Origin of the sequence: Rhodococcus sp. UFZ-B548 (assembly GCF_903819475.1) — a bacterium.
GTDB lineage: Bacteria > Actinomycetota > Actinomycetes > Mycobacteriales > Mycobacteriaceae > Rhodococcus_F > Rhodococcus_F erythropolis.
This window is the reverse complement of sequence record NZ_CAIJDS010000014.1, coordinates 24,194-50,794: the sequence shown is the minus strand read 5'-3', so window position 1 is coordinate 50,794 and position 26,601 is coordinate 24,194. Positions and strand designations below refer to the sequence as shown.

The following is a 26,601-nucleotide window of genomic DNA, read 5'->3' as shown; positions in this document are numbered from 1 at the left end:
CTTACGGCAAATCGGACCAATATCAAACGGTCTGGTCGGTATAGCCGACGCCCAGGGGGTCGCTCCAGGTGGTCCACACGTCTGGCCCGAGTTCGATCTCGGCTGTGGTGAGTAGACACGCGTCGAGTTCTCGGTGCAGTCGAGACGGGTCGATGGATTGGCCGATGAAGACGAGTTCTTGTCGGCAGTCACCGACAGGTTCTTCCCACTTGTCGAGGATTCCGTCGCGACGGTAGTCGTCGGCCGGCCACTCGTCACGGGGTAGAAACTTCCACCAACGGCCGACGTATCCGTGGCGAATGAGATGACCGGCCTGAGAAATACTCCCGATCTCGGTGAACCGGCCGGCATTCCAGTAGTAGCCCTTGGCCCGAAGTAACTTTCCGTTGGTCCACTCGCTGCTCAGGAAGTCATGCAGGCGTTGTGGGTGGAAGGGCGCGCGCTCGCGGTACACCACCGAACCGATTCCGTACTCCTCGGTTTCGGGGGTGTGTTCACCTTGGAGTTCTTGTAGCCATCCAGGGGCCTGAGCAGCTTTCTCGAGCGAGAACAAGCCGGTATCGAGAATCGTGTCGAGTGGGATACGGCCGAGAGTCATCGGAACTATCGCAGCAATTGCGTTCAAAGATCGTAGGACCGCGGTCAATTCGACCAGGTGCTGGTGCGAGACGAGATCGGCCTTGCTCACCAGGATGACATCGGCAAATTCGATCTGATCGACAAGCAGATCCGCGATGTCTCGTTCATCTTCCGGGGCATCGGCTTCGACGCGACCCCCAGCCGTGTAGTCGCGCAGAAAACTGTTGCCGTCGACGACTGTGACCATGGTGTCGAGTCGGGCGACGTCGGCCAGGGCATGGCCGTCGGTATCGATGAAGGTGAACGTCTCCGCGACGGGCAGCGGTTCGGAGATGCCCGAAGATTCGATGAGAAGGTAGTCGAATCGGCCATCGGCGGCCAAGGCGCTTATCTCGGAAAGAAGATCCTCTCGCAGAGTGCAGCAGATGCAGCCGTTGGTCATCTCGACCAGTTTCTCCTCGGAGCGACTGAGCGAGATCTCACGCTCGACTTCTGCACTGTCGATGTTGATTTCGCTCATGTCGTTGACGATCACCGCAACCCGGCGGCCCTCCCGATTGCGCAGGATCTCGTTGAGTAGCGTCGTCTTCCCGGCGCCCAGGAAACCTGACAGCACCGTGACCGGAAGTCGTGTGTCGACCATGATTTCCAGTGTCCTTCCGAATGAGTGAATCGTTGTGATCAGGCGGCGGTCACGCGAACCGCTGCGATCGCGTGACCGCCGCCTGGAATGCTGGAAGATCAGGCCGCAGGCTCGAGGTAACCCTCGAAGAGGTCGACAACGACGCTTCCGCCGTCGGTGTCGCTGCCGAACAATTCCTCCGCAGCGAACGTCACGTGGTAGGTGGGTTCTTCGCCGGCGTCGTTGCGGCCGTGACCGATTGCATCGGGGAACGGCCACTTCTCGGTGGTCCGGTGAGCGATGGTCCCCACCCGTCCTCGGCAGTAAGCAGGCATTCGAATATGCCCGGGAACGTATTCGTCTCGCACACGTACTCGCTGACCGACCTCGAAGGTGGTTGTGTCGATGCGAGCCGGTCGGCCTTCGGATTCGCTTGGCCGTGAGAGTGGGAACGGTCCTCCTGCAAGGCTTTCGAGCTCTTCCTGCGTCAGGATTCCCTTTTCGACCATCAGCGCCGCGACGCCGATGACGTACCGCTCGTAGTACGGGGTCATCATGTAGTGGCGGGGCTCCATCCGCTCGACCACGTATCGAACTTCGTCGACGCTGAAGGCCCCGAGTTCGGCGACACCGGCGAACATCAGGCTGTACGGCAGGTGTTCCCACTCGGCGTGGAAGGTGGGGCCGATGTCGGCGTTGACGGTATGCGGGACTTTGCCGAAGCCTTGAACTCCGGCAAGATCGTGTACTCCATCCATGGTGTGCTTCTTTCTTGTCGGGGTGGTCAGACGGTGGGGACCTGCGGGACTGCGACGCCGATCAGGCAGTCCTTGGTGACGATTTCCTGCAGTTGTTCCTGGCTCCAGCCTTCGGTGCCTGCGGGACGTTGCGGTAGGACCATGTACCGAGTTTCGGCGGTGGTGTCGTAGACGCGGATCTCGACGTCCGACGCGATCTCGGTTCCCATCTCGGAGAGAACCTTCCGTGGCTCGCGGACCACGCGTGCACGGTACTCGAAACTCTTGTACCAGGTCGGCGGCAGACCGAGGATGGGCCACGCGGTGCATGAACACAGCGAGCACACGATCACGTTCTTGAGGGTCGGGGTGTCTTCGACTGCCACGATGTATTCGCCCTGGGGGCCCAGATATCCGTACTGGGCAACCGCGGCGGTACCGTCGGTGAGAAGCAGCTGCCGGAAATCGGGGTCGGTCCAAGCCCGCGCGACCAATTCCGCTCCGCGCCTTGGACTGAAGTCCTCCTCGAAGGTCTTCTTCCATCCCTCGACGTAACCGTCGGGTACCAATCCCTTACCGTCGAGTGCGCGGAACAGGGCCCACGCGCGATCGGAGACCGGCGCCTGGGCCGGTGCGGCGTTCTCCGTTGTGTGGTCGATCGTTACTGACATCTGGTTCACCTTTTCTATGCGGGCTGATCATGTGTGAATCGGTGGAATTTGTTGTGCAAGTGCGGATACAGGATTAGGTGAGGCTGAGTTGTGGTGCAGAGTCGGAGATGCGGTCGGCAGGCGTCGGAAACGCGCCGCGAAGCTTTTCGAATGCGCGCCCGACCCGGAGGACCGTCGCATCGTCGAAGGTCTTGCCGGTGATCATCATTCCGACCGGAAGCCCGTTTACCAGGCCGGTCGGAACGGACAGGGACGGATGTCCGGTCACGTCGAATGGTGCCGTGTTGGCGATCATCCCGAGAGCCTTCGTGATGAAGGTTGCACGATCCACGTCCTTCGCCGGCAATTCGGATGCGACGTAGGGCAGTGTGGGCATCACCAGGACGTCGAATTGTCTCAAGGCAGTGTCGTAGGCGGCGCGGGCGAGCGGTACGAGGTTCCGGGCTTTGCCGTAGCTCGCGCCGCCGAGGGCGGTGATGCCGTGGTGGCCGGTCAGGGCCACTAGTTTGACGGTTTCGGACAGAGCGTCGGCGTGCTGAATGCGTCGAGAAGCAAAGTGTGCCATCAGTTCCGGATCGTACAAACCTTCGGCGTTCATGCCGTATCCGTTGCCGTCCAACATCTGGTAGGCACCACCGTCCGTGGCGATCACGTTCCAGATGTGGAAAGCATGCAGGTGCCACGGGATGTTTACTTCCTCTACCGTGCAACCGATTTCGGTCAGACTGTGTGCCGCTGCGCGGACTGCGTCGTCGACCTCGGGCTGTGAGACCGCGTGCCCGAAACCTTCTCGAACGATCCCGATTCGCAGACCATCCACATCGGAGTCGAGGGTGGACAGATAGTCACCTGCTTCGACGCTGTCGGCTTGGCGTGGGTCGTTACCGTCGCGACCGGCGATGACCGAGAGCATCAGTGCGGCATCGTGGACCGTGCGTGTGATCGGGCCGAGATGGTCGATTGTCCGCTCGATGGGAAATGCACCGGTATACGGGACGAGCCCGAACGTCGGCTTGTGTCCGACGACGCCGCAGAATGCCGCCGGGATCCGGATCGATCCGCCTTGATCCCCGCCGATGGCAAAATCGACGTCCCCGTTTGCAACGAGAGCTGCACTGCCACCGGATGATCCACCTGCTTCACGCTGTGGGTCCCATGGATTGCGGACCGGTCCGCTTGCCGGTGTGAAGCTCGAACCGGAGAAACACAGGTCCTCACACACAGCTTTGCCTGCGACGGTTGCACCGGCCGCCAGTAGTCGAGTGACCACAGTCGCGTCGCGAGACGGAGTGAATCCCTCTACCGTCCGAGACCCGTTCATCATCGGAACTCCGGCCACGGTCACGTTGTCCTTTATCGCCACGCGTCGGCCGGTCAGGACGCCGTCCGACGTCGGCGGGATGCTTGTGGTCACATACCAAGCGCTCAAAGGATTTTCGTTCGCAGTTGGCACCGCATGCTCGCGTGACGTGGTCGGCGAGGTTGCCTCGTCGGCGTACAACTGGTCGACGACGTCGTAGGAGCCCAGTGCTCCGTCGATCAGTGCCGGCCACTCGAGCCGGGCTGATTGGTCGAGAGTGATGCCGTAATGCCTTGCAGCGGTGTCTATTGCATTGTCGTCAGGTCGGATTGTCGCCATGAGAAGTGTGCTCCTGATGTGATCGGCTTCACTTGTCTTTCAGACTAGGGCCGGATCAGTAATTGCGTCAATAGGTATCGACATATTGACTCGTTAAGTTCGGGTTACGCGCGCTCAGAGAGAGCGGGGGTACAGACGCCCATGGCGTGATTCAGCGATCAGAATCGGCCGATGCAGTGGAACGCCGGTGTCCGTCGAGCTTTTCGACGTTGTGACAAGCTGCCGAAGTACTGTTTCCGGATCGCCCGCCGATGTTCGTTCGACTGCGCGTGCGTAAGCGACGATCGCTTCGTACGTTGTCTCCGACAGAGAGCTGAGCGGAGGCAGGAGTTCGTTCGAGCTTGCGCTGTATCGCTTTTCGAGGTCGTGCTCGCCGGCTGCGGATTGAAAGTAGCCGAATGCCGCCCAGACTCCGTCGGCATCGGAATTGCCGATGAGCTGCTGAGTGGCCTCGTCGAGGACCAGCGCGAACGTCCGCGTGGTGGCCCGCAGTCCGTGCTGGGCGCATTGCCGTTCGAAGAAGACCTCGTCATGGCCCACCAGGGTGGAAAGAATCAGTTCCGCCCCGGAGTCGACTATCGACTCGATGATCCGTGAGAAGTCGGTTGTTCCCAACGGTACGTAGACTTCGCCGGCCACCGAACCTGTGGATTCGGCGATCACACGCCGAGCCGCCCAATGTGCTCCGAACGACCACGAATACTGCTGACCGACCAGGAACCAAGTGCGAGAACCGGTCTCGGACATCATTGCGGGTATGCCCGCTCGCGTCTGGTCGAGTGGCCGCTCACCCAATCGAAGGATCCCCGGACGCGATCGACCTCCTTCGTTGAGAACTGTGTGTACCAACAACACACCGGTGTTTTGCAACGCAGATGCGGCGGCGTTGAAGGTCGACGACGTCACGCACGCAAAAATGGCGCGACATCCGCTTTTCACCAATCGCAGTGCGGTCGCCGCTCCGGCCGCCGAGTCGGAAGCGTCATCGCCGATCACCAAGTCGACGAGAACGCCGCCGACACCGCCGTCGGCATTGATCTCTTCGACCGCCAGGGCAGCGAGTGTTTCTGTGGCCTGGGCGAATACAGCCGCCGAGCCGGATTTGCTGACCAGCAGTCCGATCCGATGTCGGTCGGAGCGCGGAGGTTCGGGTGGAGCGAATCCGCGCTTGTTGGCAAGCCAGGAAATGCCGTCCTGATCGAGGCTGGACTCGAGAACGATTCGGGTGCCGGTGCCGTCGGGAAAGAACCGGATCGTCAGACGGCCGCGCCACGGTTGGTGGTGCACGATCACGACCGATCGGCCCCGCTTCACGCCGGCGACGTACCCCAACAGAGTGATCGGCATTCCGGCTACATCTGCGCGTGCGCCGTTGCCGACGGGAAGGGAGATGGCGACGGCGGCCCCGACCGTCAGTTGCTCACATTCGAGTTCGACAGTTGCCCCGTTTCGAAGCGCTCGAAGGCTGACCCTGGCGGGTCCGTCGTCACGATCTGTGCCGTTACGGAGAGACCTGGCACGTTCTACTTCCTGCCTGAAATAGATGCTGGGGCTCAAACAGGGCCTCAAGCCCGGCGACGCACCGAAGCCGCGTCGGAATCCTCAGTCGCCGTGGTCGGCAACTCGGAGGCGTTCGAACCTGCTTCCAGCGCTCGCCCGAGGACGTCGCGCAGGAACTGGAGTGCATCGTTGGCGGGCCCAGACGGATCGATCGAAAACAAGCGATGACGTCCTTGACGGCGTTCGACGATAACTCCGGACAGCCGCAGCGCCTTGAGATGTGTGGATACCGTGGTGCGACCGACCGTCGAAATTTGATCGCTGATGAAGCCTGCGTTGCATTCGCCGTGGGTAGCCAGAGTGTCGAGAATCTGTCGGCGCACCTGGTCGGCCAGCACAGCAAACGCCAACTCTTCGTTTCGTTGAGTAGTCACTGTGTGCTGTCCGCGCTTCCTCGATGGCCTCTACTGAGATATGTCGACACTCGTCAACATATCTCGAGTTGCCTCCGAGGGAAAGAACGTGGCCGAAGTTTTCCGGCGGCTTCGGTCAGTGCGCGGCGGTGGTCACCGCGTCGCGCAGCATCCCGGTCCCGGGATGGCAGTTGATGTACTCGTACAGCTGATCGGCGGCATCGAATACCGAGACCTCATGGTAGAGACGTAATTTCGACAGGCCCTCGGCGACCCGGAAGAACGTCGTGAAGATCCGCAGATGGGTCGGGTGAGATTCCGACCACCGCTCGAGTTGGTCGAGTGAGGCCCAGTGACCGATGTTGTAGCTCAGGTCGAGGAAGTTTCCGTCGATGTCGATATTGCGTACGAAACGGTTGCTGTAGCACCCGACGGCCGGGCCGTTGTCGCGGAGGAAGTCCATGCCCGATTGAAGAGTCGGCAGGATTTCGTCGAGGTAGAGGCTGCGCTCGTCTGCTTCCGCGTCGGCCCAGTCCTGCCCGGATCTGATCAGTGCGATGTTGTCGTGTCCCCGCACTACTACCCGCCCACCTGCGGCGGGGTCACCGGCGACGACCCGTAGTTCGCCCGAGGCCTGCATCCAGTCGGTCTGAGAGATCGGAAAGCGCTCGCGCATCGAACCCCAGTAGCCGTGCTCGTTGATCTCGCCGCTGACACCGTCCATGACTGCTCCCACTCCGGGGAGATCGTCCTGGAACGCGTAGAGCGTTTCGAATTGTTCGGCTCTCGGGGCCACGATCTCCCGGAAGAACCCCAATCCGTCGGACAAGCGGTCCTCGGACTCCCACCAGGAGGCCACCGGAGCTGATGTGCTCCAACGATGTTGGGAAGAAACATCTTTCCAGTACCCGACCACGATCAGATTCTCGTAGCCCTGGTTGTCGATGTGGTGGGTCAGATCGTGGTGTGCCGGTCCGTCCGGCAAGTCGAAGCCGGCGACGATATCCCGCATGGACTGCAGTGCTGCCGAGCGCTGATCCTCGCCGCGGAACTGCACGCCGAGATAGCCCATCGCGACCTGGTGCAATGTGTCGTCCGCACGCCCGACCCACATGGGAAATGGTGGCGAATAGGTATCCGGAACGCGCCTGGTCAGCGTGCGCGGGCATTGAAGATGTTCACCGATTGCAGATTCCATGAGTGCTCCCTGTGATGTAGGTGGCCGGATCGGGTGCCTGGCACTTGGCAACGCCGTGCCGAAAATCTACGCCCGCGAGGCCGAGCAAACTTGGCCGTCAGCGCCCGATACTTGGCCTACCGCGCCGAGAATTGTGGATAGGCGTCGGCGACAGAACGTTTTGAACATCATGTTGAATGGGTAAGTGTCCGAGGATGTTACAGATCAGCGGGCAGTACTTGTGGGGGCCACTGCTTGCGACCGGTATTGCCGCGGGCTGATCCCGAACTCCGCCTTGAATGCGCGACTGAAGGCGGCCAGGTCGGTGAATCCCCAGCGGTGAGAAATCTGGGTCAGCGACCGCTCTACGCCGTGGCGTTGCACGATCTCACGACGGCAACCGTCGAGTCGACGGCTGCGAATCGAACGCGACACCGTTGTGCCGTGTTCGGCGAAGGCTCGGTGCAACTGGCGAATGGAGACTTTGACTGATCCCGCGATGTCCACCGGAGACAGGGCCGGGTCAGCGAGGCGGGCGTCTATGGCCGACAGAGCGGATTCGTACAGGCCAGTTCGCCGGGAGACGATCGGACGCGCGGTTGCGTGAAGAACCGACTTGACCAGGCTGCCGATCTCGTTGACGACTTCCTCCTCGTCTCCGCTCGCGTCGGACGTCATGCGGACGGAGGCAAGATCGTGAAGAAAGCGACCCAGCAGGCCACTCAGGCCCGCGTGTCCGTCGAAGGCAATGGCTGTCAAGCTCGTGACCTCCGCGTCGCTGAGGGACAGGTATGACCGTGGCCAGGTGAACACCTCGAGTCCCCAGATGCCGTCGTGTGCGTGTCCCTCGATCTGCCAATCGAAGGGGCGCGTGGTGTCGTACAGGACGTAGTCGCCACGTCGCAGGACGCATTCGCGGTCGTCTTGCCGCACTACCGCGCCACCGCGGCGGATCATGCCAATTTGCAGATAGTCCGCACCGTCACTCTTGATCAGGCTGCTGCTACGGACTATTCGTTGTTCCATCGATTGAACTGCGGACACCCGAACGTGTGCGAGTTGGGCCGAGTGCACGGCCCCGCTGAATCCATCGCCGTCTTCGATATCGGATACGTCGAGCGCGACAAAATGCTCACGCAACAAATCTGCCCAGTCGCCCGTGAGAGTCGTGCGTGTGGGCAGGGAGAAGCCGGATCGCGCGAGCATTGCAGGGCGCCTCCTCGCAGAAAAGCCGAAGTTCTCGGCTGCTCGATGTTCAGAGAGTAATCCCGCACATCGGACATGTCGATAGGAGTCGACATGTCATCACGTCGGGAGAAATTGTTTGCCATACAAACAACGCCGAGTTATTGTTTGTCATACAAACAAGTAGGAGTTCGTGATGGTCACCGAGTCAGTTCCCGCAGCGCGCGCGACGCGTGAGTCGGGCAAGCAGACGCGCATGGCACTGTTCAACGCTGCAACCGAGCTCTTCCTCGAACATGGCGACAGCGTGTCCATCGCGCATATCTGCACCGCCGCCGGCGCCCATCCCAACCAGGTGACCTACTACTACGGCTCAAAAGAGAAGCTCTTCGTCGAGGTGGCGTGTGCAGCCGTTCTGCGCGCAGGCAAGCGTGCCGAGGTCGATGCCGCCGACGCCGACACCGTGGGCGACTACACCGAGAAGCTGGTCGGATCACTCCTCGGCTCGGGCGCTCCCAGTGTCGAACTGTTCGTGGAAGCGATGATGATGACGGGTCGCCGTGGTGAACTCCGCGATCTGATCTCCGAGACGCTTCGCACTCTGCATTCCTCGGGTGAAACAGCCCTCCTCCGTACCTTGATCCGCACCGGCTGGCAGCTGCGCGCGGGCATCGACGTCGAATCCAAGGCCTTCTGGTCTTCGATCTTCGGCCTCGTCATTCAGAAAACTGCCACCGGCGAGAGCTTCGGTTACTCCCTCGAGGAGGCGGTCGCCGTCATCTTCGCCACTCTCCAGATACCCGACGCCGTACTCAACAGCTCGATGGAATGAACTCTCTTCGAGCGTGATTCTCCGACAAGGACTTCGATGAACATCGTTCGCGTATTCGACAGCAATGTCACCAAGACCCCGGACAAACCCTTCCTGATATTCGACGGTCACGATCACACGTACTCCCAGGTTCAGGACGGAAGTCGACGCGCCGCAGGCTATTTGCAGTCGCTGGGCGTGCAGCCGGGCGACCGCGTCGCGCTGATGTGTTACAACACTCCGGGATTCGTGTACGCGATGCTCGGTGCCTGGCGCTTGGGCGCCGTCGTGGTCCCCATCAACCACAAGATGCAGACTCCGGAAGTTGCCTACGTGCTGGGACACGCGAAGGTGTCGGTGTGCGTCTTCGACGGTGAGTTGGCGCCGGTTGTCGGTCGACTGGAGACAACGGCCAAGCTGATCAGCACGGACTCTGTCGCAGACGGTTTCGACTTCTTCGACGACGCCATCACCCGCCAGGAGGGCGTTGACGGTATCGACATCGACGAGAACGATCCGGCTGAAATCCTCTACACCTCGGGGACTACCGGCTCACCCAAGGGCTGCGTCCACAGCCACCGTAACGTCGTCGGTGTTGCCGTCACCGCGGCCCTCGCCGTGTCGACGACTCGGGACGAGCGCCTGCTCATGGCCGTCCCGATCTGGCACGCTTCCCCGCTCAACAACTGGTTCATGTCCACGCTCTACATGGGCGGAACCGTCGTGCTGCTGCGCGAGTACCATCCCGTCAAATTCCTGGAAACTGTTCAGGAACAACGTATTACCCTCTGCTTCGGCCCGCCGGTCATCTACACCACTGCACTCAACCTCGTGCCGAACTTTGCCGACTACAACCTCGGTAGCGTTCGTGCGTGGTTGTACGGCGGCGGACCGATCGGCGCGGATGTCGCTCGGCGACTGGTGGAGTCGTACGGCACCACCGAATTCCGGCAGGTCTACGGCATGACCGAGACCGGGCCGGTGGGCACTGTGCTGTACCCCGAGGAGCAGTTGAGCAAGGCGGGCTCGATCGGCCGCGTCGCGTTGGCCGGCGTCGACCTGCGCCTGGTTGCCGATGACGGCACCGACGCGGAGCCCGATCAGATCGGTGAGATCTGGCTGCGTGCCGACACCGTCATGCAGGGTTACCTCGACGACCCCACTGCCACGAAGGCTGCTTTTGCCGACGGAGGTTGGTATCGCACCGGCGATCTGGCGCGCAAGGATGCGGACGGTTACCTCTTCATCGTCGACCGCGCGAAGGACATGATCATCACGGGCGGTGAGAACGTCTACTCCAAGGAGGTCGAGGACGTGATCTCCGGCCACCCGGACGTCGTCGACGTCGCCGTTGTCGGAAAACCCAACGAAGAATGGGGCGAGACCGTCGTCGCACACGTCGTCTGGCGTGAACCGGATGTCATCAGCGCCGACGACATCAAGGACTACCTCTCGGACAAGTTGGCGCGCTACAAGATTCCGCGTGAAGTGGTGTTCGCGACCATACTTCCGCGTACACCGACCGGCAAGATCCAGAAGCACCTCATCCGCGCAGCGAGCTGAAAGGCCTGTCATGACTGATATTTCCGAGAAGACCGTCACCCACCCGGCTCCGCATCGCACCCATGCAGTGCTCAACCAGTCGGTACCGCGCACGGACGTCAACGAGTTCCAGCTCGATACGGTCCTGGCCGAAGGCGTCGCGCGCCACGACGCCGATTGGGCCACAAGCGAACTCACCGATATTGGTGAACTGGTTGGCAGTGCTGGATTCCAGCACGACGCCGAGCTGGCCAACACGGTGATCCCCGAATTGAAGACCTTCGATCGCTGGGGAAACCGCATCGACGAGGTCGAATACCATCCGTCGTATCACCGGATCATCTCTGCTGCCGTTGCGCACGGTGCGCACACCTCTGCCTGGGCTGACCCGAAGCCGGGTGCCAACGTGGCTCGGGCCGCGGCATTCATGCTCTTCTCCCAGGTCGAACCGGGCCACGCGTGCCCGATCTCCATGACGCACGCCGTGATCCCCTCGCTCGAGCTGCAACCGGACGTGGCCGCTCTCTGGACGCCGCGAGCCCTGTCTCGGAGTTACACCCCCGAGTTGGATGCTCCCGGAAAGGCATCCGCGATATTCGGAATGTCGATGACGGAAAAGCAGGGCGGCTCCGACGTGCGAGCCAACACGACCATCGCCAAGCCGGCCGGACGTGGCGGCCCGGGTGCGGACTACCTGCTCACCGGACACAAGTGGTTCTGCTCCGCGCCGATGTCCGACGCCTTCCTGGTTCTCGCTCAGGCCGAAGGCGCTGCCGGCGAGGGACTTTCCTGCTTCCTTCTCCCCCGCATCCTGCCCGACGGCACACGCAACGTCTTCCGTATCCAGCGTCTGAAGAACAAGCTGGGCAACAAGTCCAACGCGTCGTCCGAGATCGAACTCGACGGCACCGTCGGCACCATGATCGGCGAACCGGGTCGTGGCGTGCGGACCATCATCGAAATGGTGTCCCAGACGCGACTCGACTGCATCCTCGGCAGCACGGCAGGTATGCGTCAGTCGGTCGCCGAAGCGGTGTGGCATGCACGGCACCGCAGCGCTTTCGGTGCCGTCCTGGCAGATCAGCCGGCGATGACGTCGGTGCTTGCCGATCTGGCTCTCGAATCCGAAGCCGCCACCATCACCGCACTGCGATTGGCTCGCGCGCAGGACGAGGACGCGGACGAGCAGGAAAAGGCGTTCCGCCGACTCGCGACGGCTGTTGCGAAGTACTGGATCTGCAAGCGCGGCCCGCACCACTCCTACGAGGCACTCGAGTGCCTGGGCGGCAACGGCTACACCGAGGACTTCCCGCTTGCCCGTCGCTACCGTGAGCAGCCCGTCATGGCCGTGTGGGAGGGGTCGGGCAACGTCATCGCGCTCGATGTCCTGCGCGCTATGACCCGTGAACCCGATTCCGTTGCCGCCTTCGACCACGAGGTCAACCTCGCTCGCGGCAACAACCCGGTCCTCGATCATCACCTCGATCGGGTACGACGCCAACTCGGTGAGCTCGCCACGATGGCACCCGCCGACGCTCAGTTCCGCGCTCGGACCGTCGTCGAGGCTATGGCGTTGGCGCTGCAGGCTTCGCTCATGGTGCGCCACTCCCCGGCCGCTTCGTCCGATGCGTTCATTGCCGCTCGCCTCGGCGCCGACCGTGGTCACGAGTACGGAACTCTGCCTGTGGGAACAGATTTCGCCGGAATTCTCGCGAGAGCCTAAGGCTGCTCCCTCAGTACCCTGGTGACGGTGTGTACTGCCGGCGTCGGATTGTTGGGCCGCCATGCCATCGCGATTTTCAGCGTGGGCGTGGCCCCGGCGATCGGCAGGTACACGACCCCGTCCATGGACAGATGCGCCGTCGACTCCACGACGACGGCGATCCCGACCCCCGCTCCGACCATGGCCAACAGGCTGTACGGATCGGGGGCTTCGTGCGCGACGGTGGGCGTGAAACCTGTTGTGGCGCAAACGGACAACGTCGCATCGCGCACCACCGAGCCGTGCTCGGCGGGATACATCACGAATCGCTCGGTTGCCAGGTCTTCCGGTGACACCGAGTCCCTGGTACTGAGGTGATGCCTGGCCGGGACCGCGACCATCAAGGTTTCCTCGCGCACAGTGTGAGTCTCGAATCCGCGCGGAATGGGCAGGCCGACTATGCCCATGTCGAGTGTTCCGCGTCGGAGAGCGTCGAGCACCTCACCCGAGTACATCTGCGGCCGTAGGTCCAGTTCGATTCCCGGATAGGAGTCGGCCAGCGATCGTGTGAGGGCCGACAGCACCGTGTAGCCGCCCGTTCCGTCGAAACCCACCGTGACACGGCCTGTTTCCCCGGTTGACGCCGCCGATGCGATATCTCGTACGACGGCGATCTGCGCTTCGATGATTCGTGCGGGCGTGACCAAGGCCTCGCCGGCTGCGGTCAATTGCACTGATCTGGTGGTCCGGACAAACAGGTCGGTGCCGAGTTCGCGCTCGAGCGCCCGAATGGTCTGGCTGAGCGGGGACTGCCCGATGTGGAGGCGCTCGGCGGCCCGGCCGAAATGAAGTTCGTCGGCGACTGCGAGAAACGCGCGCAGCTGACGCAATTCCATGTCGCTCCTCCCGGGTTTCATTATGTGGTTCTTCCACATAAAAGAGTCGAACTAAGTCTTGGACTCTACATGGATTTCGGACGATAGTGATTCACGCCTCACATTGCATCCCTTGGTGATGCCCGACGCGAGAATCAGGGAGAACCGTGGATCAACACCCAGGTCAAGACACCAATCCGCCTGAATACAACACCAAACAGGCACGCAAGGCCGGAATCACGGCGTTTGTCGGAACGACTATCGAGTGGTTCGACTTCTACATCTACGGAACCGCATCTGCCTTGGTGCTCGGCCCGCTGTTCTTCCCGGATGCGTCGCCGGCGGTGGGAACACTCGCAGCCTTCGCGACTTTTGCCGTGGGATTCGTGGCTCGTCCTGTCGGCGGAGTGGTGTTCGGTCATTTCGGAGACAAGTTCGGTCGCAAGAACGCCGTGATCATCACCCTCGCGCTCATGGGGTTGGGAACTGTCGGTGTCGGTCTCCTCCCTACGTACTCCCAGATCGGGATCTGGGCACCGATACTGCTTGTGGCACTGCGTGTTCTCCAGGGCATTGCCATGGGCGGCGAATGGGGTGGCGCCGTATTGATCGCCACCGAGTTCGCTCCCCCGAAGAAAAAGGTGCTCTACGGTGCGTTTGCGCAGCAGGGTTCACCGGTCGGCAACCTGCTCGCGACGCTGGCCTTCCTCGGCCTGACGTTGATGTCGGATTCCGTGTTCGAGTCGTGGGGTTGGCGTCTGCCGTTCCTCGGATCCGCAGCTTTGGTGATCGTCGCTCTCTACATCAGGTTGCACATCTCCGAGACACCCGAGATGAAGAAGGCTGTTGCGGCACAGGAACGTACACGGATGCCGCTGGTCGAAGTGTTGCGTTCGCATCCCGTCGAACTTGCTCTCGGCGTCGGCGCTGTGGTTGCCGGTGTTGCCATCACGTACGTCAAGACAACCTTTGCGCTCTCCTGGGCGACAACGGATCTCGGCTTCGAGCGCAGTGACTTTCTCCTCGTGATCACCGTGGCACTGGTAGCCCAGGCGCTCGTACAGCCTTTCGGTGCTGTGCTGGCCACGCGGATCGATCCGTCGAAAGCGGTCCGTTGGATGCTGCTTCCGGAGATCGTGCTCCTACCACTGATGTTCGTGCTGGTTCAGACGGGCTCCGTGCCCTTGGCGATTCTGGGTATGGTCCTCGCGACGGCGCCTCACGCAATGTATTACGCCGCGTTGGCCGGCATCCTGGCGCAGGTTTTCCCCACCAATGTTCGGTATACCGGCATCTCTCTGTCGTACCAATTGTCGACAGCCGTATTTGCCGGAACGGCCCCGATGGTCAGCCAGTATCTGCTGACGCGAACCAACTCGATCTGGCCGGTCGTCGCTCTAGGGCTTGTGTATGTCGTTCTCTCCCTTGTCTGTATGACGGCTTTGTTGCGCAGGAGTGCGCTGCACGCGCAAGGGCCGGATTCGACGAGCTCCTCGAACATGACCGATGTTTCCACCCTGAAAGGCGTTGACCACTGATGAACTTTGCACACACCGACCCCGCTCTGACAGCGATAGTGGACAGATGGACCGCCGGGGCGGACCGAGAGACGTTGAACGGATTGCTCGACCGACTGGGCCGAGATGCCGCCGGCCGCTTGTCCGAGCTTGCCGACATCGCAGACAAGAACCCGCCGGTGCTGCAGCAATTCGACAAGGCCGGTGACCGCGTCGACCGGATTTCCTATCACCCGGCCTACCTGGAACTGTGCCGGGCGGCGTACAACGAGTACGGCCTGTCCGCGATGTCGCACCGAAAAGGGTTGCACGGATGGGACTCCGTGCATCCGCCACTCGCGAAGTACCTCGCGTCGTACATCTTCGTGCAGGCAGAGTTCGGGCTGGCCTGCCCGGTGTCGATGACAGATGCTGCCGCGCGGACCCTGCGTATGTTCGGTGATCCGGCCGTGTTCTCGCCCTGGATCGACGCGTTGACGTCGACGGACCCCGAGCAGGCGAAGACGGGTGCGATGTTCATGACCGAGATTCAGGCAGGCACCGACATCGCCTGCACCGAAACACGCGCCGAGCGCGACGGTGACGGATGGGTTCTGACGGGCAAGAAGTGGTTCGCCTCCAACCCGGATGCCGATGTGATCATCACCCTCGCGAGATTCCCGGGCGGACAGGATGGTTCGACGCGTGGAGTCGGAATGTTCATGGTGCCCAAGACCTTGGGATCCGGCGAGCGCAACAACCTCACGATCGATCGTCTCAAGGACAAGCTGGGTACGCGTTCCATGCCGAGCGGCGAGGTGACGCTGAACCGCGCGCACGCACTCCAGGTCGGCGAACTCGATCGAGGATTCCGCCAGATGGCGGAGATGGTCAACACGTCTCGCCTGTCCAATGCGATGCGTTCGAGCGCTCTCATGCGCCGAGCAGTCCGCGAAGCCGTCGAGCATTCGAAGAGCCGAGTCGTGTTCGGTAAGAAGCTCTTCGACCAGCCGCTGATGCGGGCGACGCTTCTTCCCCTTGCACTCGATGCCGAGGCTTCGCTGGCCCTGGTCGCGTACAGCGCACAGTGTCTTCAGGCAGCAGACGGCGGCGACGAACAGGCGCGCGCACTGATCAGGGTACTGACACCGATCGCCAAACACTTTGTCTGCAAACGCGCGCGGGTGGTCACCGGCGAGGCCATGGAGGTGCGCGGAGGAAACGGCTACATCGAGGAATGGGCCAACGCGCGACTAGTGCGGGATGCCCACTTGGGCTCGATCTGGGAGGGCTCGAGCAATGTCATTGCGCTGGACGTACTTCGGTGCCTACGCAAGTTCAACTCGCACCGCACGGTCGCGGAAGCGATGACGGACATCTTGTCCACCGTCGGACTGGATTGCGAAGCCGGGGCCGGAGTTCTGTTGCGGCGCTGGGAGGAACTGGTAGAGGAAGGAGATCGTCTGATCTCCGGATCTGACGATGCCGCCCAGGCCGCCAGCGCAAAGTATGCCGACGAGCTCGCTCGTACCGTCATGGCGACCCTGCTTTTCGATCTTGCGGATCACGGCATCCGACACGGTAATGGGTACCGGTCACTGCTGGTGGCGAATTCCTACCTGGCCGGTCTTGTGGGGAAGGTGCCGTCGGCTGCGCTCGGCAATCTCGACGTGATCACCGACGGCGGTGACGTCGAGCTGGATGATGCACGTGACGTCGTAGCCGAGTTCCTCTCTGTAGCAGGTGGTCATCGGTGAACTCGCCAACAGGCCCCACACCCCTCGCCGGTGTCCGTGTTCTGGATCTGTCGAAGATCCTTGCCGGGCCGTACGCAACCATGTCGCTTGCCGATCTCGGTGCCGACGTCACCAAGATCGAACACCCTGAAGGCGGCGACCCCACGCGTTCGTGGGGGCCTCCCTTCGTCGGGGTAGATGCCGCCTACTACCTCGCGATCAACCGCGGTAAGAAGTCGGTCACGATCGACCTCAAGTCCACCGAAGGACAGGAGATCATCCACCGCATGCTCGAAGAGACCGATGTAGTCGTGGAGAACTTCAAGCCGGGCAGCGGATTACAGAAGATCTTCGACTACCAGGCGCTGTCCGAGCGATACCCGCATCTGATCACCCTGCACATCTCTGCCTTCGGTGAAGAAGGACCGCTGCGCGACGAACCGGGGTACGACATGATCGCGCAGGCCGCGGGTGGGCTCATGTCGCTCACCGGTGAACCGGGTGGTGCTCCGATGAAATCCGGGTTTGCGTTGGGAGACTTGGGCGCAGCGCTTTTCGGACTGGTCGGTGTCCTGGCCGCATTGGTCGAGCGAGGCCGGACCGGGCGCGGACAGTACGTGACCACGTCGCTGTACGAGTGCCAACTCGCGATGCACGTGAACTGGGCGACCAGTTACTTCGCCATCGGTGAGCGCCCGACTGCGTTGGGCTCCGGTCATCCGAATCTTGCTCCGTATCAAGCATTTCCTGCCAGCGACGGGTACTTCGTCATCGCTGTCGGCAACGACGGGATGTGGGCGTCGCTGTGCGAGGCCATCGGAAGGAGTGAACTGGTCACCGATCCGCGTTTTGCCCACAACCGCGACAGAGTGGAGAACCGCGAGAGTCTGGAACGAGAACTCACCAGCGCCTTCGCATCGGAGACCGTCGAACACTGGTGCGCTCTTCTCGCCGAACGCGCCGTACCGGTCTCTCCGATCCGGCATCTCGACGAGATCTACTCCGATCCCCACACTGCCGCGCTCGGCATGGTCGGAACCGTCGACCATCCGACGCTCGGACCGTTGAAGCAAGTGGCCTTTCCGGTCAACTTCTCCGGCCAGAGGCCACGTCTGACGTCGGCGCCGCCCGTTCTCGGCGCCGACAACGACGCAGTCCTTGGTACCGCTCAGGCCAGCCCGCTCAACGCAGGCGGCGTGTTGTCGTCGCGCCAACCGATGGCCTCGGCAAGCGTCGTGAGGTCGTAGTCCGGTCCGCTGACGCCGACGGTGAAGAGCGAGACACCGTCGGCGACCAGGTCAGCAGCATTCTCGAGCCCAGGCCACGGAACCGAGTGCTCTACTTCCAGCGGGTTCCGGCCTACGTCGGCGCAGTGGTCGGAGAGGATGTCTGACTTGCGCAGGTGTGTTTCACGGTCACCGAAGCTGTGCCAGACGTCGGCGTATTCAGCGACCAGGCGCAGGGTCTTCTTTTCGCCGCCACCCCCGATGAGGACCGGGATGTTGCGCGTCGGCGGCGGGTTGCCCTTCGCCAGGCGGCCCGTGATGCGGGGGAGGTATTCGCCCAGCAGTTTCAGCCGTGAACCGGGAGTGCCGAAGTCGTATCCGAACTGGTCGTAGTCCTTCTCGAACCAGCCGGCACCGATGCCGAGGATCAGGCGTCCGCCGCTGATGTGGTCGACGGTTCGCGCCATGTCGGCTAGCAGATCCGGATTGCGGTAGCCACCACCGGTGACCAGGGCGCCGATTTCGACGCGTTCGGTCTGCTCGGCCCAGGCGCCGAGCATGGTCCAGCATTCGAAGTGGGCGCCGTCGGGATCGCCGGTCAACGGGTAGAAGTGGTCCCAGTTGAAGACGATGTCCACCCCGGCGTCCTCGGACCGCAAGACGGCGTCGCGTATCAACCCGTAATTGGGTGCGTGCTGGGGTTGGAGTTGAACACCGATGCGTACCGGACGAGTCATGCCACGCTCCTGACGAGAGGAATGGTTGTCTTCTCCCATCATGGCCGGGTGTGCGCGGTACCGCTACCGCCGCCGTCGGTGACGGGTATGCCCGCTCTTGTACCCACCCCTTTTCGAGCGAACGGTACTTTCGGCGCCTTAGATCGACTGAACATGCCGTTCGCTCAAAAAGGGGGGCGGGCAAAAACAGGGGGGCGGGCAAAAACAGGGGGGGCGGGCAGGCAAAAAGGGGGGGGCGGGCAGAAACTGGGGGCGGGCAAGAACAGGGGTGGTCTGCCCACAGCAGACAGGCGGGGCCGCGGCACCGCCGCGCCGGTAGGAATGGATTCATGACTACTGAAGCGCCCACCGATACCGGGTACCGTGACCTGTTGACAGACAGGCTCTTCCGACAGCGAACGATTCTGCTCACCGGCGAGGTCAACGACGCCATGGCCGAACGTGTGTGTTCGGAACTGGTGCTCCTCGCCACCACGGACCCCAAGCGCGACATCGTGCTGTACATCAATTCACCCGGCGGATCGGTGTTTGCCGGCCTGGCCATCTACGACACGATGAAGCTCATCCCCAACGACGTCGTGACGGTCGCGATGGGCTTCGCGGCCAGCATGGGCCAGGTGCTTCTCTGCTCCGGCACCCACGGCAAGCGAATCAGCCTGGCGCACAGCCGCATCATGATGCACCAACCTTCGGCGGGTATCGGTGGCACTGCGGTGGACATTGCGATCCAGGCCGAGAGCCTCGAGCTGATGAAGCGTCAATCGCAGGAAATCCTCGCCGCCGAAACGGGCCGGACCGTCGAAGAGATCGAGACCGACAGCGATCGGGATCGCTGGTTCACCGCCGAGCAGGCGCGCGAGTACGGAATCGTCGACCGCGTCGTGACGTCCTTCGCCGAGATCGCACCGCAAGCCACCTTCCCCAAGATCGGATTGTGACGTCATGTCCCAGTACACGATTCCCAGTGTCATCGAGCGAACACCAACGGGTGAGCGATCTTTCGACATCTTCAGCAGGCTGCTCAACGAACGCATCGTCTTTCTCGGCACAGAGATCGACGACGGCGTCGCCAATGTCGTGATGGCTCAGATGCTGCATCTGCAGGCCGACAACCCGGATCGCGAAATCGGTTTGTACATCAACTCTCCCGGCGGTTCCACCACGGCGATGCTCGCGATCTATGACACCATGCAGTTCTTGAAGCCGACGATTTCGACGTACTGCATGGGTCAAGCGGCTTCGGCTGCTGCAGTGCTTCTGGCCGCAGGCACTCCGGGCCATCGGCATGTTCTTGCCCATTCGCGGGTGCTGCTGCATCAACCGTCGACGCAAGGTAGCGGCACCATCTCGGACCTCGCGCTTCAAGCAGCCGAGATCCTGAGAATCCGGGAGCAGACCGAGGCGATTCTGAGTAAGCACACCGGTCAGAGCGTCGAGCGGCTCCGCAAGGACACCGATCGCGACAGGATCTTCACTGCCGACGACGCTATCTCCTACGGACTGGCTGACACCCTCATCGAAGGGAACTGATCAGGCTGCCATCAGGACGGGACCGGAGATCGGGGCGGGAGAATGTCCGAAGGTGAGGGAGTTGAGCGCAACGATCCTGTTGCCCGCTCGGAACAGCAGGTGCTCGAGCGGCATCCCGAGCGCTTCGCAGATGGCGCGCAGAATTTCCGACGACGGTTCCTTCTTGCCCCGTTCGATCTCGGAGAGGTACTGCTTCGACATCCCGACCTTTGCGGCTACGTCGTCGAGAGTTCGGTCCTGATCGCGTCGGACCTCCCTCAGCACTCGTCCGTAGGCTTCACGAATCAGCGGGGGTTTGCGCACGGCGACAGCCGGATCGGGGAGGTCCGACTCACCCTTGACCAGGACCAGTCTGCGCGGCGCATCCATAGGCCGAGTATTCCAGCCGACCGGTTCGCACACCACCCGGTTCACCGAGGGCTGACATCTAGTCCGTTCGAACACCACCGGCAAGAAACATCGCTCGAAGAACGAAGGTCGCCTCGGGTCCGATGATCTCACCGACCAGGCTCGTATAGCGGTCGACGAACTCGGGCCCGTGGGAGGCCTCGTCGGAAGTGGGGTCGCCGAGGTGGTGCGCAAGTTCGTGCAAGACAACGAATTCGCGTAGCGCCCACCGGCCGTCACGGTCGTCCGGGACGGCGATGACGTCGTTCGAGTAGTGAGCGGCGGCATTGCCGGCGCGGGAGCGTACGGACACCGAAACGGTTGCGCGAGGCCAGGTCGCGAGTACCCAGTTCAGCCCGAGTAGCTGATCGCAGTACGCCTGGACCGACTCCACGGAACCGAATTTGCGCTCGACCGGCAACGTGATGGTGGAACCCATGACCTCGACGCTCCGAAGTCCGCGCTCGTCGGCGCGATCGAACATGGTGCGCACCAACGTCTCTGCCTCGTAAACGGCGCTCCGCTGCGTATCCCTCACGAGTCGAGCTGCCCGCGCACCCCGCCGATCTCCGGAAGGTTTCCCAGACGTGCGGAGCGCGCCGCCCGATCACCCGCCCGTCGAGCATGCGAGGAATGCCCGGCACTCGCGCGGCCACCGCCCCGCCACGTCCCACGTGCCTGGGAGTTGGACGAGTAGTAGTCCTTGAGCTCGATTTCCTTGTTGCGCAGCACGAGTGCGGTTTCCGAAGACGACGTGGCAGATTCTGCGATCGCCGCCTTCTCCGTCTCCTGCTTCGTCTCGGCCAACCGAGCACCGATCCGGGACGCGTACGCCATCTGGAAGTTCAGGCGCGCCGTCACTCCGGCCACCGGCTTGCGGACCTGCGTGTTGACGCGTCGTCGTCCACGAGTTTCGACGACGGTCCGCACGGATGTTTCGCCGCGGTACGCCCCGGAGCGCACGTACGCGTCGGAGTCACGGACCATCTGGAAGAGCAGGCTCGAGTACAGCGCTTCGCACACGTCGATGTCACCGGCGAAGCCGTAGGCGTAGATGACGGCCGACGTCTGCGCGATGTCGCACTGTACGTCGTTGGCAGCGGCGATCGCGATGAACAACTGGGCGTACGTTCGCAGCCCGCGCTTGCCCGGTTCGCCGATGGTGATGAGCCGCTGAGTGGGTGTCGCACGTTTTTCCGAGGACGCGGTGTGCGCCCGCGCGACCGCCAGGTCGATCGCGGAACCGGTGGCCAACCGCTGCGCGGCGGCCATGAAGGCTTCACCTTCGTGCGGATTGTCGGTGGACTCCGCTTGGCGAAGCAGCGCACCGATGCGGGTCAGCATCTTCTCCGAACTCACCGTGAAAGACTACGCTCGCGCGCCGACACGGACGTTTATGCTGCTAGCGCACACGCTCACCCTCAACTTGGATCGTCCGGCACGTTCCTGCCGGTAGAAGGGATCAACCCCGTCATGGCTTCAGTGACTTTCGAGAGCACCACCTGCCTGTTCCCCGGATCGAACACCCCGGCAGTGGACAAGCTCGACCTCGAGATCGAGGACGGCGAGTTCCTCGTCCTCGTCGGACCATCCGGCTGCGGAAAGTCGACCACCCTGCGCATGCTCGCCGGGCTCGAAGACGTCCACAGCGGGCGCATCCTCATCGGCGACCGCGACGTCACCGGTCAGGAACCGAAAGAGCGCGACATCGCGATGGTCTTCCAGAACTACGCGCTGTACCCGCACATGTCGGTGGCCGAGAACATGGGTTTTGCGCTCAAGCTCGCCGGAACCAACAAGACGGAGATCCGCGCCCGCGTCGAAGAGGTCGCGAAGATGCTCGATCTCGAGCCGTACCTCGACCGCAAGCCCAAGGCGCTGTCCGGTGGTCAGCGTCAGCGAGTGGCGATGGGCCGCGCCATCGTCCGCCAGCCGCAGGTCTTCCTCATGGACGAGCCCCTCTCGAACCTCGACGCGAAACTCCGTGTTCAGACACGCACGCAGATCGCTCAGCTGCAACGACGCCTCGCGACGACGATGGTCTACGTGACCCACGACCAGGTCGAGGCCATGACGATGGGTGACCGCGTCGCAGTCCTCGAAAAGGGAATCCTGCAGCAGTGCGCCTCGCCGCGCGAGCTCTACAACAAGCCGAAGAACGTCTTCGTCGCCGGCTTCATGGGTTCACCCGCGATGAACCTGTTCACCCTCCCCGTCGTCGACGGCGGCGTCGCATTCGGTGACGGGATCGTTCCGGTTCCGCGCGAGACGATGAACGGTGTCGTCGAAACCGAGGTTGTTCTGGGTATTCGCCCCGAGCACCTCGAGATCGCCGCCGAAGGCCTGCCGATGGAGGTCGACGTCGTCGAGGAACTCGGTTCCGACGCCTACGTCTACGGACGCACCACGATCGGCGGACGGTTGCAGCAGATCGTTTCGCGTGGTGACTGGCGCAACCCGCCGCAGAAGGGCGAGCGAGTCAACCTGCGCGTCGACCCTGAGAAGGTGCACATTTTTGCCACCACCGACGGGCGTCGCCTGGGTTAGGCGGACCTGTCAAACGACACATGACCGATTCAGGTTCGGCGTAATACCCACAAGTAGGGGTGTCTCGTGCCACAGTAGGGGCCGATGCCGGGAGCCGGCACCCATGGCGCATGCCGTGAGCCGGCTCTCGGTGACCGTCTATTTGTCATACACATACGGGGAGCGAATCCATGGTTCTGAACTCGAAGGCGATGCGCCGCGCTGCAATTGCAGCCACGGCAGCGTCCATGCTGGTACTGGCAGGCTGCTCGTCCGATTCGGACAAGGACAGCGGAACCAGCACCACGGCCGCATCCGGGGGATCGTCCTCGAGCGAAGGCCGCGGACCCATCACGATCGTCGAGGGGCAGGATGCCCTGAACGAGGCGCTCGAAAACATCATCACCGACTGGAATGCGGAGCATCCGGACGAGAAGGTCACGCTCAAGCCGCTGGCCAAGGAAGCCAACGCGCAGGTCGACGACATCACCCAGCGCATGCAGGCCAAGAGCGACGAGTACGACCTCATCGGCGTCGACGTCGTCAACACCGCTCAGTTCGCCGCAAACGGCTGGCTGCTGCCGCTCGAGGGTGACCTCGCGATCGACGAGTCCGGCCTCCTGCCGTCGACCGTCGCGTCGGGCACCTACAACGGCAAGCTCTACGCAGCGCCGAAGAACACCAACGCCGCGTTCCTGTACTACCGCAAGGACCTCGTCGAGAAGGCTCCCACCACGTGGGCCGAGCTCAAGGAAAACTGCCCGAAGGCTGTCGAAGCCGGCATCTCCTGCTACATCGGTCAGTTCAAGAACTACGAGGGCCTGACGGTCAACACCACCGAGATCACCAACGCTTTCGACGGCCCGTGGGTCGGCCCGGACGGACTCACCCCGGCCATCGACGACAAGACGAAGGCAGGCGTTCAGTCGATCGTCGACAACTTCGCCGACAACACCATCCCGCAGGAAGCACTGACCTACTCCGAGGGCGAGTCGCAGACCGCGTTCGGTGACGGCAAGGCACTCTTCATGCGCACGTGGTCCGGCTTCTCGGTCGACGGTGAGAAGACCTCGGTTGCCGGCAAGTACGGCTACACCGTTCTTCCGGGTGTCGACGGACCGGGCGCTTCGACCGTCGGCGGCTACAACGTCGGCATCAGCGCGTACTCCGACGCGCCGGCAACGGCTCGTGACTTCCTCGAGTTCATGCAGACCAAGAAGTCGCAGACGTACTTCACCGAGGTCGGCGGCGCACCCGTCCTCTCGGCTGTCTACGACGACCCGGCAGTGCTCGCTCAGTTCCCGTACTTCGCGACCCTGAAGGAAGCACTCGCTACCGCTCAGCCGCGCCCCGTCACGCCGTACTACACGCAGGTGTCGAAGTCGATCTCCGACAACACCTACGCTGCTATTCGCGGCGAGAAGACCGTCGAGCAGGCTTTGGCGGACACCAAGGCCGGCATCGAAACCGCCGGTAACTGATCTACCAGGAGCAATAAGCAATGGCAGAACCGCAGGATCCTTCCGCGGCTGTGCCTACCAACCCCACGGTCGGGGCCGGTTCAACCGGTCCCGACCGTTCGGGCGTTGGTGGGAGACACCGTGCACCGGAACCGCTAGAAGAGCCGTCGGCATCCGAGGCAGCAGGGACATCCCTGACCAAGGTTCTGCCTGACCTTGCAGCTACTCCACCCCCACCGACCTCGCCCCCGCCTGCGTCGGCCGACAAGCCGAAGAAGCGTCGACGAGTTCCGGTGTGGGCGTTCGTCGCACCGTCGCTGATCGTTCTCGCCGTCATCATTCTGTATCCGCTCGGACGAGCGATCTGGATGTCGATGCACAGCGACGGCAAGAAGCTCGACCCCGAGACCGGCATGTTCGTCACCGGTCAGTTCACGTGGTTCGAGAACTACAAGAACTGGATCACCCAGTCCTGCAACACCGCCAACGGCTCGATTCCCTGCCCGCCCGGCACGCTCGGATCGCAGTTCTGGCAGTCGATCGGAAATACGTTCGGCTTCACCGTCGTCACCGTTCTGCTCGAGACGGTGATCGGTCTGTCGATGGCGCTGATCATGGCCAAGACGTTCCGCGGCCGCGGTTTGCTCCGCGCTTCCGTGCTGATTCCCTGGGCCATCCCCACCGCCGTCACCGCGAAGCTCTGGTTCTTCATCTTCGCCAACGACGGCATTGCCAACAAGATCCTCGGCACCAACATCCTGTGGACGGCGGATCCCTGGCCGGCACGATTCGCGATCGTCGTCGCCGACGTCTGGAAGACCGCGCCGTTCATGGCGTTGCTGATTCTCGCGGGTCTGCAGATGATTCCCGCCGACGTCTACGAGGCCGCCAAGGTCGACGGCGCGACGGCCTGGCAGCGATTCCGCATGATCACGCTTCCGCTGGTCAAGCCCGCACTCATGGTGGCGGTGCTCTTCCGCACGATGGACGCGCTGCGCATGTACGACCTGCCCGCGATCATGATGGGATCCAATCCCGCCACCTCCACCATCTCGGTTCTGGTGGTCGATCAGATGCGCGTCGGCGCCAATTCGGCGTCGGCACTGTCCACCATCACGTTCCTCATCATCTTCGCTGTGGCCTTCATCCTGGTCCGATTCCTCGGAGCCAATGCGGTCAGCACGCAGGAAAAGCAGCGGAAGGGGGAGCCGGTATGAACAAGGCACTACGCGGCAAGATCGGCACCTACATCGGCGTCGTACTGATCATCGTGTGGGGACTCGCTCCCTGCTACTGGATGATTGTGACGGCGTTGCGCGACCCGGCGGACACGTTCTCGACGTCGCTGTGGCCCACAAATCTCACGCTGTCCAACTTCACCGCGGCGCTCGATCCCGACGCGAAGGTGAACTTCACCCGGGCACTGATGAACAGCCTCATCATCGCGGGTGCGACCACGCTGATCGCCTTGGTCATCGGCGTGTTCACGGCGTACGCGCTCTCGCGATTCGATTTTCGTGGCAAATACTTCGTCACCGGAATCATCCTCGGCGCGTCCATGTTTCCGGTCGTCGCCCTCGTGACCCCGCTGTTCCAGTTGTTCACCGACATCGGCTGGATCGGCAGCTACAAAGCGCTGATCATCCCGAACATCTCGTTCGTGCTGCCGCTGACGGTCTACACGCTGACGTCGTTCTTCTCCGAACTTCCGTGGGAGCTCGAAGAAGCGGCGCGTATCGACGGCGCCACCCGTGGCCAGGCGTTCCGTCTGATCATGCTGCCGCTCGCCGCGCCGGCACTGTTCACCACCGCGATTTTGGCTTTCATCGCAACGGTCAACGAGTACCTGCTCTCGCTGCAACTCTCTAGTGACAAAACCGCGCCCGTCACGGTGGCGATGGCCAAATTCTCCGGAACCGACCCATTCGTCACGCCGTACACCTCGATCATGGCCGGCGGAACCCTTGTGATGATCCCGCTGGTCATCATGGTTCTCATCTTCCAGCGACGCATCATCGCCGGTCTGACCGCAGGCGGCGTCAAGTCGTGA

The 26,601-nt window shown here is 62.5% G+C and carries 25 protein-coding genes; 12 read left to right on the top strand and 13 right to left on the bottom strand.

The window, feature by feature from the left end; genetic code table 11:
- Positions 1 to 22 precede the first annotated feature (22 nt).
- From H7C86_RS14530 to H7C86_RS14495, 8 genes are all read right to left on the bottom strand, one after another.
- Positions 23 to 1,222 carry a GTP-binding protein gene (locus H7C86_RS14530; RefSeq protein WP_182261730.1) on the bottom strand — a complete coding sequence of 400 codons (1,200 nt, stop codon included), beginning with the start codon at positions 1,220 to 1,222 and terminating at the stop codon, positions 23 to 25.
- Between the two features lie 98 nt (positions 1,223 to 1,320).
- Positions 1,321 to 1,959, bottom strand: a complete 639-nt coding sequence (gene nthB / locus H7C86_RS14525; RefSeq protein WP_019746133.1) for a nitrile hydratase subunit beta — start codon at positions 1,957 to 1,959, stop codon at positions 1,321 to 1,323.
- A gap of 26 nt (positions 1,960 to 1,985) precedes the next feature.
- Entirely contained in the window at positions 1,986 to 2,609 is a 624-nt protein-coding gene (nthA, locus tag H7C86_RS14520; protein ID WP_003946052.1) for a nitrile hydratase subunit alpha, read from the bottom strand.
- Positions 2,610 to 2,682: 73 nt separating this feature from the next.
- Positions 2,683 to 4,248, bottom strand: a complete 1,566-nt coding sequence (locus H7C86_RS14515) for an amidase (protein ID WP_182261729.1) — start codon at positions 4,246 to 4,248, stop codon at positions 2,683 to 2,685.
- Between the two features lie 114 nt (positions 4,249 to 4,362).
- The gene (locus tag H7C86_RS14510; protein WP_259349123.1) at positions 4,363 to 5,805 is read right to left on the bottom strand and encodes a substrate-binding protein; all 1,443 of its coding nucleotides are present in this window, start codon (positions 5,803 to 5,805) and stop codon (positions 4,363 to 4,365) included.
- An 8-nt stretch (positions 5,806 to 5,813) separates the two neighbouring features.
- The gene (locus H7C86_RS14505) at positions 5,814 to 6,182 is read right to left on the bottom strand and encodes a helix-turn-helix transcriptional regulator (RefSeq protein ID WP_020909773.1); all 369 of its coding nucleotides are present in this window, start codon (positions 6,180 to 6,182) and stop codon (positions 5,814 to 5,816) included.
- Positions 6,183 to 6,297: 115 nt separating this feature from the next.
- Positions 6,298 to 7,359: a phenylacetaldoxime dehydratase family protein gene (locus H7C86_RS14500; protein ID WP_020971427.1), complete on the bottom strand. Its 1,062-nt coding sequence runs from the start codon at positions 7,357 to 7,359 to the stop codon at positions 6,298 to 6,300.
- Between the two features lie 204 nt (positions 7,360 to 7,563).
- Positions 7,564 to 8,544 (bottom strand): helix-turn-helix domain-containing protein, encoded by a 981-nt coding sequence (locus tag H7C86_RS14495; RefSeq protein WP_182261728.1) that lies wholly within the window; start codon positions 8,542 to 8,544, stop codon positions 7,564 to 7,566.
- Positions 8,545 to 8,719: 175 nt separating this feature from the next.
- On the opposite strand from H7C86_RS14495, the gene H7C86_RS14490 reads away from it, so the two are divergent.
- The 3 genes from H7C86_RS14490 to H7C86_RS14480 are packed head-to-tail and all read left to right on the top strand — an operon-like array spanning position 8,720 to position 12,599.
- The gene (locus H7C86_RS14490) at positions 8,720 to 9,355 is read left to right on the top strand and encodes a TetR/AcrR family transcriptional regulator C-terminal domain-containing protein (RefSeq protein ID WP_182261727.1); all 636 of its coding nucleotides are present in this window, start codon (positions 8,720 to 8,722) and stop codon (positions 9,353 to 9,355) included.
- A 36-nt stretch (positions 9,356 to 9,391) separates the two neighbouring features.
- Positions 9,392 to 10,897: a class I adenylate-forming enzyme family protein gene (locus H7C86_RS14485; RefSeq protein WP_021346129.1), complete on the top strand. Its 1,506-nt coding sequence runs from the start codon at positions 9,392 to 9,394 to the stop codon at positions 10,895 to 10,897.
- Positions 10,898 to 10,907: 10 nt separating this feature from the next.
- Positions 10,908 to 12,599 carry an acyl-CoA dehydrogenase family protein gene (locus H7C86_RS14480; RefSeq protein WP_182261726.1) on the top strand — a complete coding sequence of 564 codons (1,692 nt, stop codon included), beginning with the start codon at positions 10,908 to 10,910 and terminating at the stop codon, positions 12,597 to 12,599.
- Here the strand turns inward: H7C86_RS14480 and H7C86_RS14475 are convergent.
- Positions 12,596 to 13,474, bottom strand: coding sequence for a LysR family transcriptional regulator (locus H7C86_RS14475; RefSeq protein WP_182261725.1), 879 nt, complete (start codon positions 13,472 to 13,474; stop codon positions 12,596 to 12,598). The genes H7C86_RS14480 and H7C86_RS14475 overlap by 4 nt on opposite strands.
- Positions 13,475 to 13,620: 146 nt before the next feature.
- On the opposite strand from H7C86_RS14475, the gene H7C86_RS14470 reads away from it, so the two are divergent.
- The 3 genes from H7C86_RS14470 to H7C86_RS14460 are packed head-to-tail and all read left to right on the top strand — an operon-like array spanning position 13,621 to position 17,932.
- Positions 13,621 to 14,991 (top strand): MFS transporter, encoded by a 1,371-nt coding sequence (locus H7C86_RS14470; protein ID WP_021346126.1) that lies wholly within the window; start codon positions 13,621 to 13,623, stop codon positions 14,989 to 14,991.
- Positions 14,991 to 16,706: an acyl-CoA dehydrogenase family protein gene (locus H7C86_RS14465; protein WP_182261724.1), complete on the top strand. Its 1,716-nt coding sequence runs from the start codon at positions 14,991 to 14,993 to the stop codon at positions 16,704 to 16,706. Before H7C86_RS14470 ends, H7C86_RS14465 begins: the two co-directional genes overlap by 1 nt.
- Positions 16,703 to 17,932 carry a CaiB/BaiF CoA-transferase family protein gene (locus H7C86_RS14460; RefSeq protein WP_182261723.1) on the top strand — a complete coding sequence of 410 codons (1,230 nt, stop codon included), beginning with the start codon at positions 16,703 to 16,705 and terminating at the stop codon, positions 17,930 to 17,932. Before H7C86_RS14465 ends, H7C86_RS14460 begins: the two co-directional genes overlap by 4 nt.
- Here the strand turns inward: H7C86_RS14460 and H7C86_RS14455 are convergent.
- Positions 17,854 to 18,648 carry an LLM class F420-dependent oxidoreductase gene (locus tag H7C86_RS14455; protein WP_182261722.1) on the bottom strand — a complete coding sequence of 265 codons (795 nt, stop codon included), beginning with the start codon at positions 18,646 to 18,648 and terminating at the stop codon, positions 17,854 to 17,856. The genes H7C86_RS14460 and H7C86_RS14455 overlap by 79 nt on opposite strands.
- A gap of 329 nt (positions 18,649 to 18,977) precedes the next feature.
- Between H7C86_RS14455 and H7C86_RS14450 the strand changes: the two genes are divergently transcribed.
- Both H7C86_RS14450 and H7C86_RS14445 read left to right on the top strand, forming a co-directional pair.
- Complete coding sequence (locus H7C86_RS14450; protein WP_020909763.1) at positions 18,978 to 19,586, top strand: ClpP family protease; 609 nt, start codon at positions 18,978 to 18,980, stop codon at positions 19,584 to 19,586.
- Positions 19,587 to 19,590: 4 nt separating this feature from the next.
- A complete protein-coding gene (locus H7C86_RS14445; RefSeq protein WP_003945993.1) occupies positions 19,591 to 20,178 on the top strand; it encodes an ATP-dependent Clp protease proteolytic subunit in 588 nt (195 codons plus the stop codon).
- Here the strand turns inward: H7C86_RS14445 and H7C86_RS14440 are convergent, their stop codons facing one another.
- The 3 genes from H7C86_RS14440 to H7C86_RS14430 are packed head-to-tail and all read right to left on the bottom strand — an operon-like array spanning position 20,179 to position 21,924.
- The gene (locus H7C86_RS14440) at positions 20,179 to 20,547 is read right to left on the bottom strand and encodes a helix-turn-helix domain-containing protein (protein ID WP_020971419.1); all 369 of its coding nucleotides are present in this window, start codon (positions 20,545 to 20,547) and stop codon (positions 20,179 to 20,181) included.
- A 58-nt stretch (positions 20,548 to 20,605) separates the two neighbouring features.
- Entirely contained in the window at positions 20,606 to 21,103 is a 498-nt protein-coding gene (locus H7C86_RS14435; protein WP_182261721.1) for a TIGR04338 family metallohydrolase, read from the bottom strand.
- Positions 21,100 to 21,924 carry a DUF2786 domain-containing protein gene (locus H7C86_RS14430; RefSeq protein WP_021346121.1) on the bottom strand — a complete coding sequence of 275 codons (825 nt, stop codon included), beginning with the start codon at positions 21,922 to 21,924 and terminating at the stop codon, positions 21,100 to 21,102. The genes H7C86_RS14435 and H7C86_RS14430 overlap by 4 nt, the downstream gene beginning before the upstream one ends.
- Before the next feature lie 114 nt (positions 21,925 to 22,038).
- Here H7C86_RS14430 and H7C86_RS14425 point away from each other — a divergent pair, with 114 nt between their 5' ends.
- From H7C86_RS14425 to H7C86_RS14410, 4 genes are all read left to right on the top strand, one after another.
- A complete protein-coding gene (locus H7C86_RS14425; RefSeq protein WP_003946073.1) occupies positions 22,039 to 23,112 on the top strand; it encodes an ABC transporter ATP-binding protein in 1,074 nt (357 codons plus the stop codon).
- Between the two features lie 170 nt (positions 23,113 to 23,282).
- On the top strand, positions 23,283 to 24,572 hold the full coding sequence (locus H7C86_RS14420) for an ABC transporter substrate-binding protein (protein ID WP_003946022.1): 1,290 nt from the start codon (positions 23,283 to 23,285) through the stop codon (positions 24,570 to 24,572).
- Between the two features lie 20 nt (positions 24,573 to 24,592).
- Entirely contained in the window at positions 24,593 to 25,768 is a 1,176-nt protein-coding gene (locus tag H7C86_RS14415; RefSeq protein ID WP_020971415.1) for a carbohydrate ABC transporter permease, read from the top strand.
- A complete protein-coding gene (locus H7C86_RS14410; protein ID WP_019746113.1) occupies positions 25,765 to 26,601 on the top strand; it encodes a carbohydrate ABC transporter permease in 837 nt (278 codons plus the stop codon). Before H7C86_RS14415 ends, H7C86_RS14410 begins: the two co-directional genes overlap by 4 nt.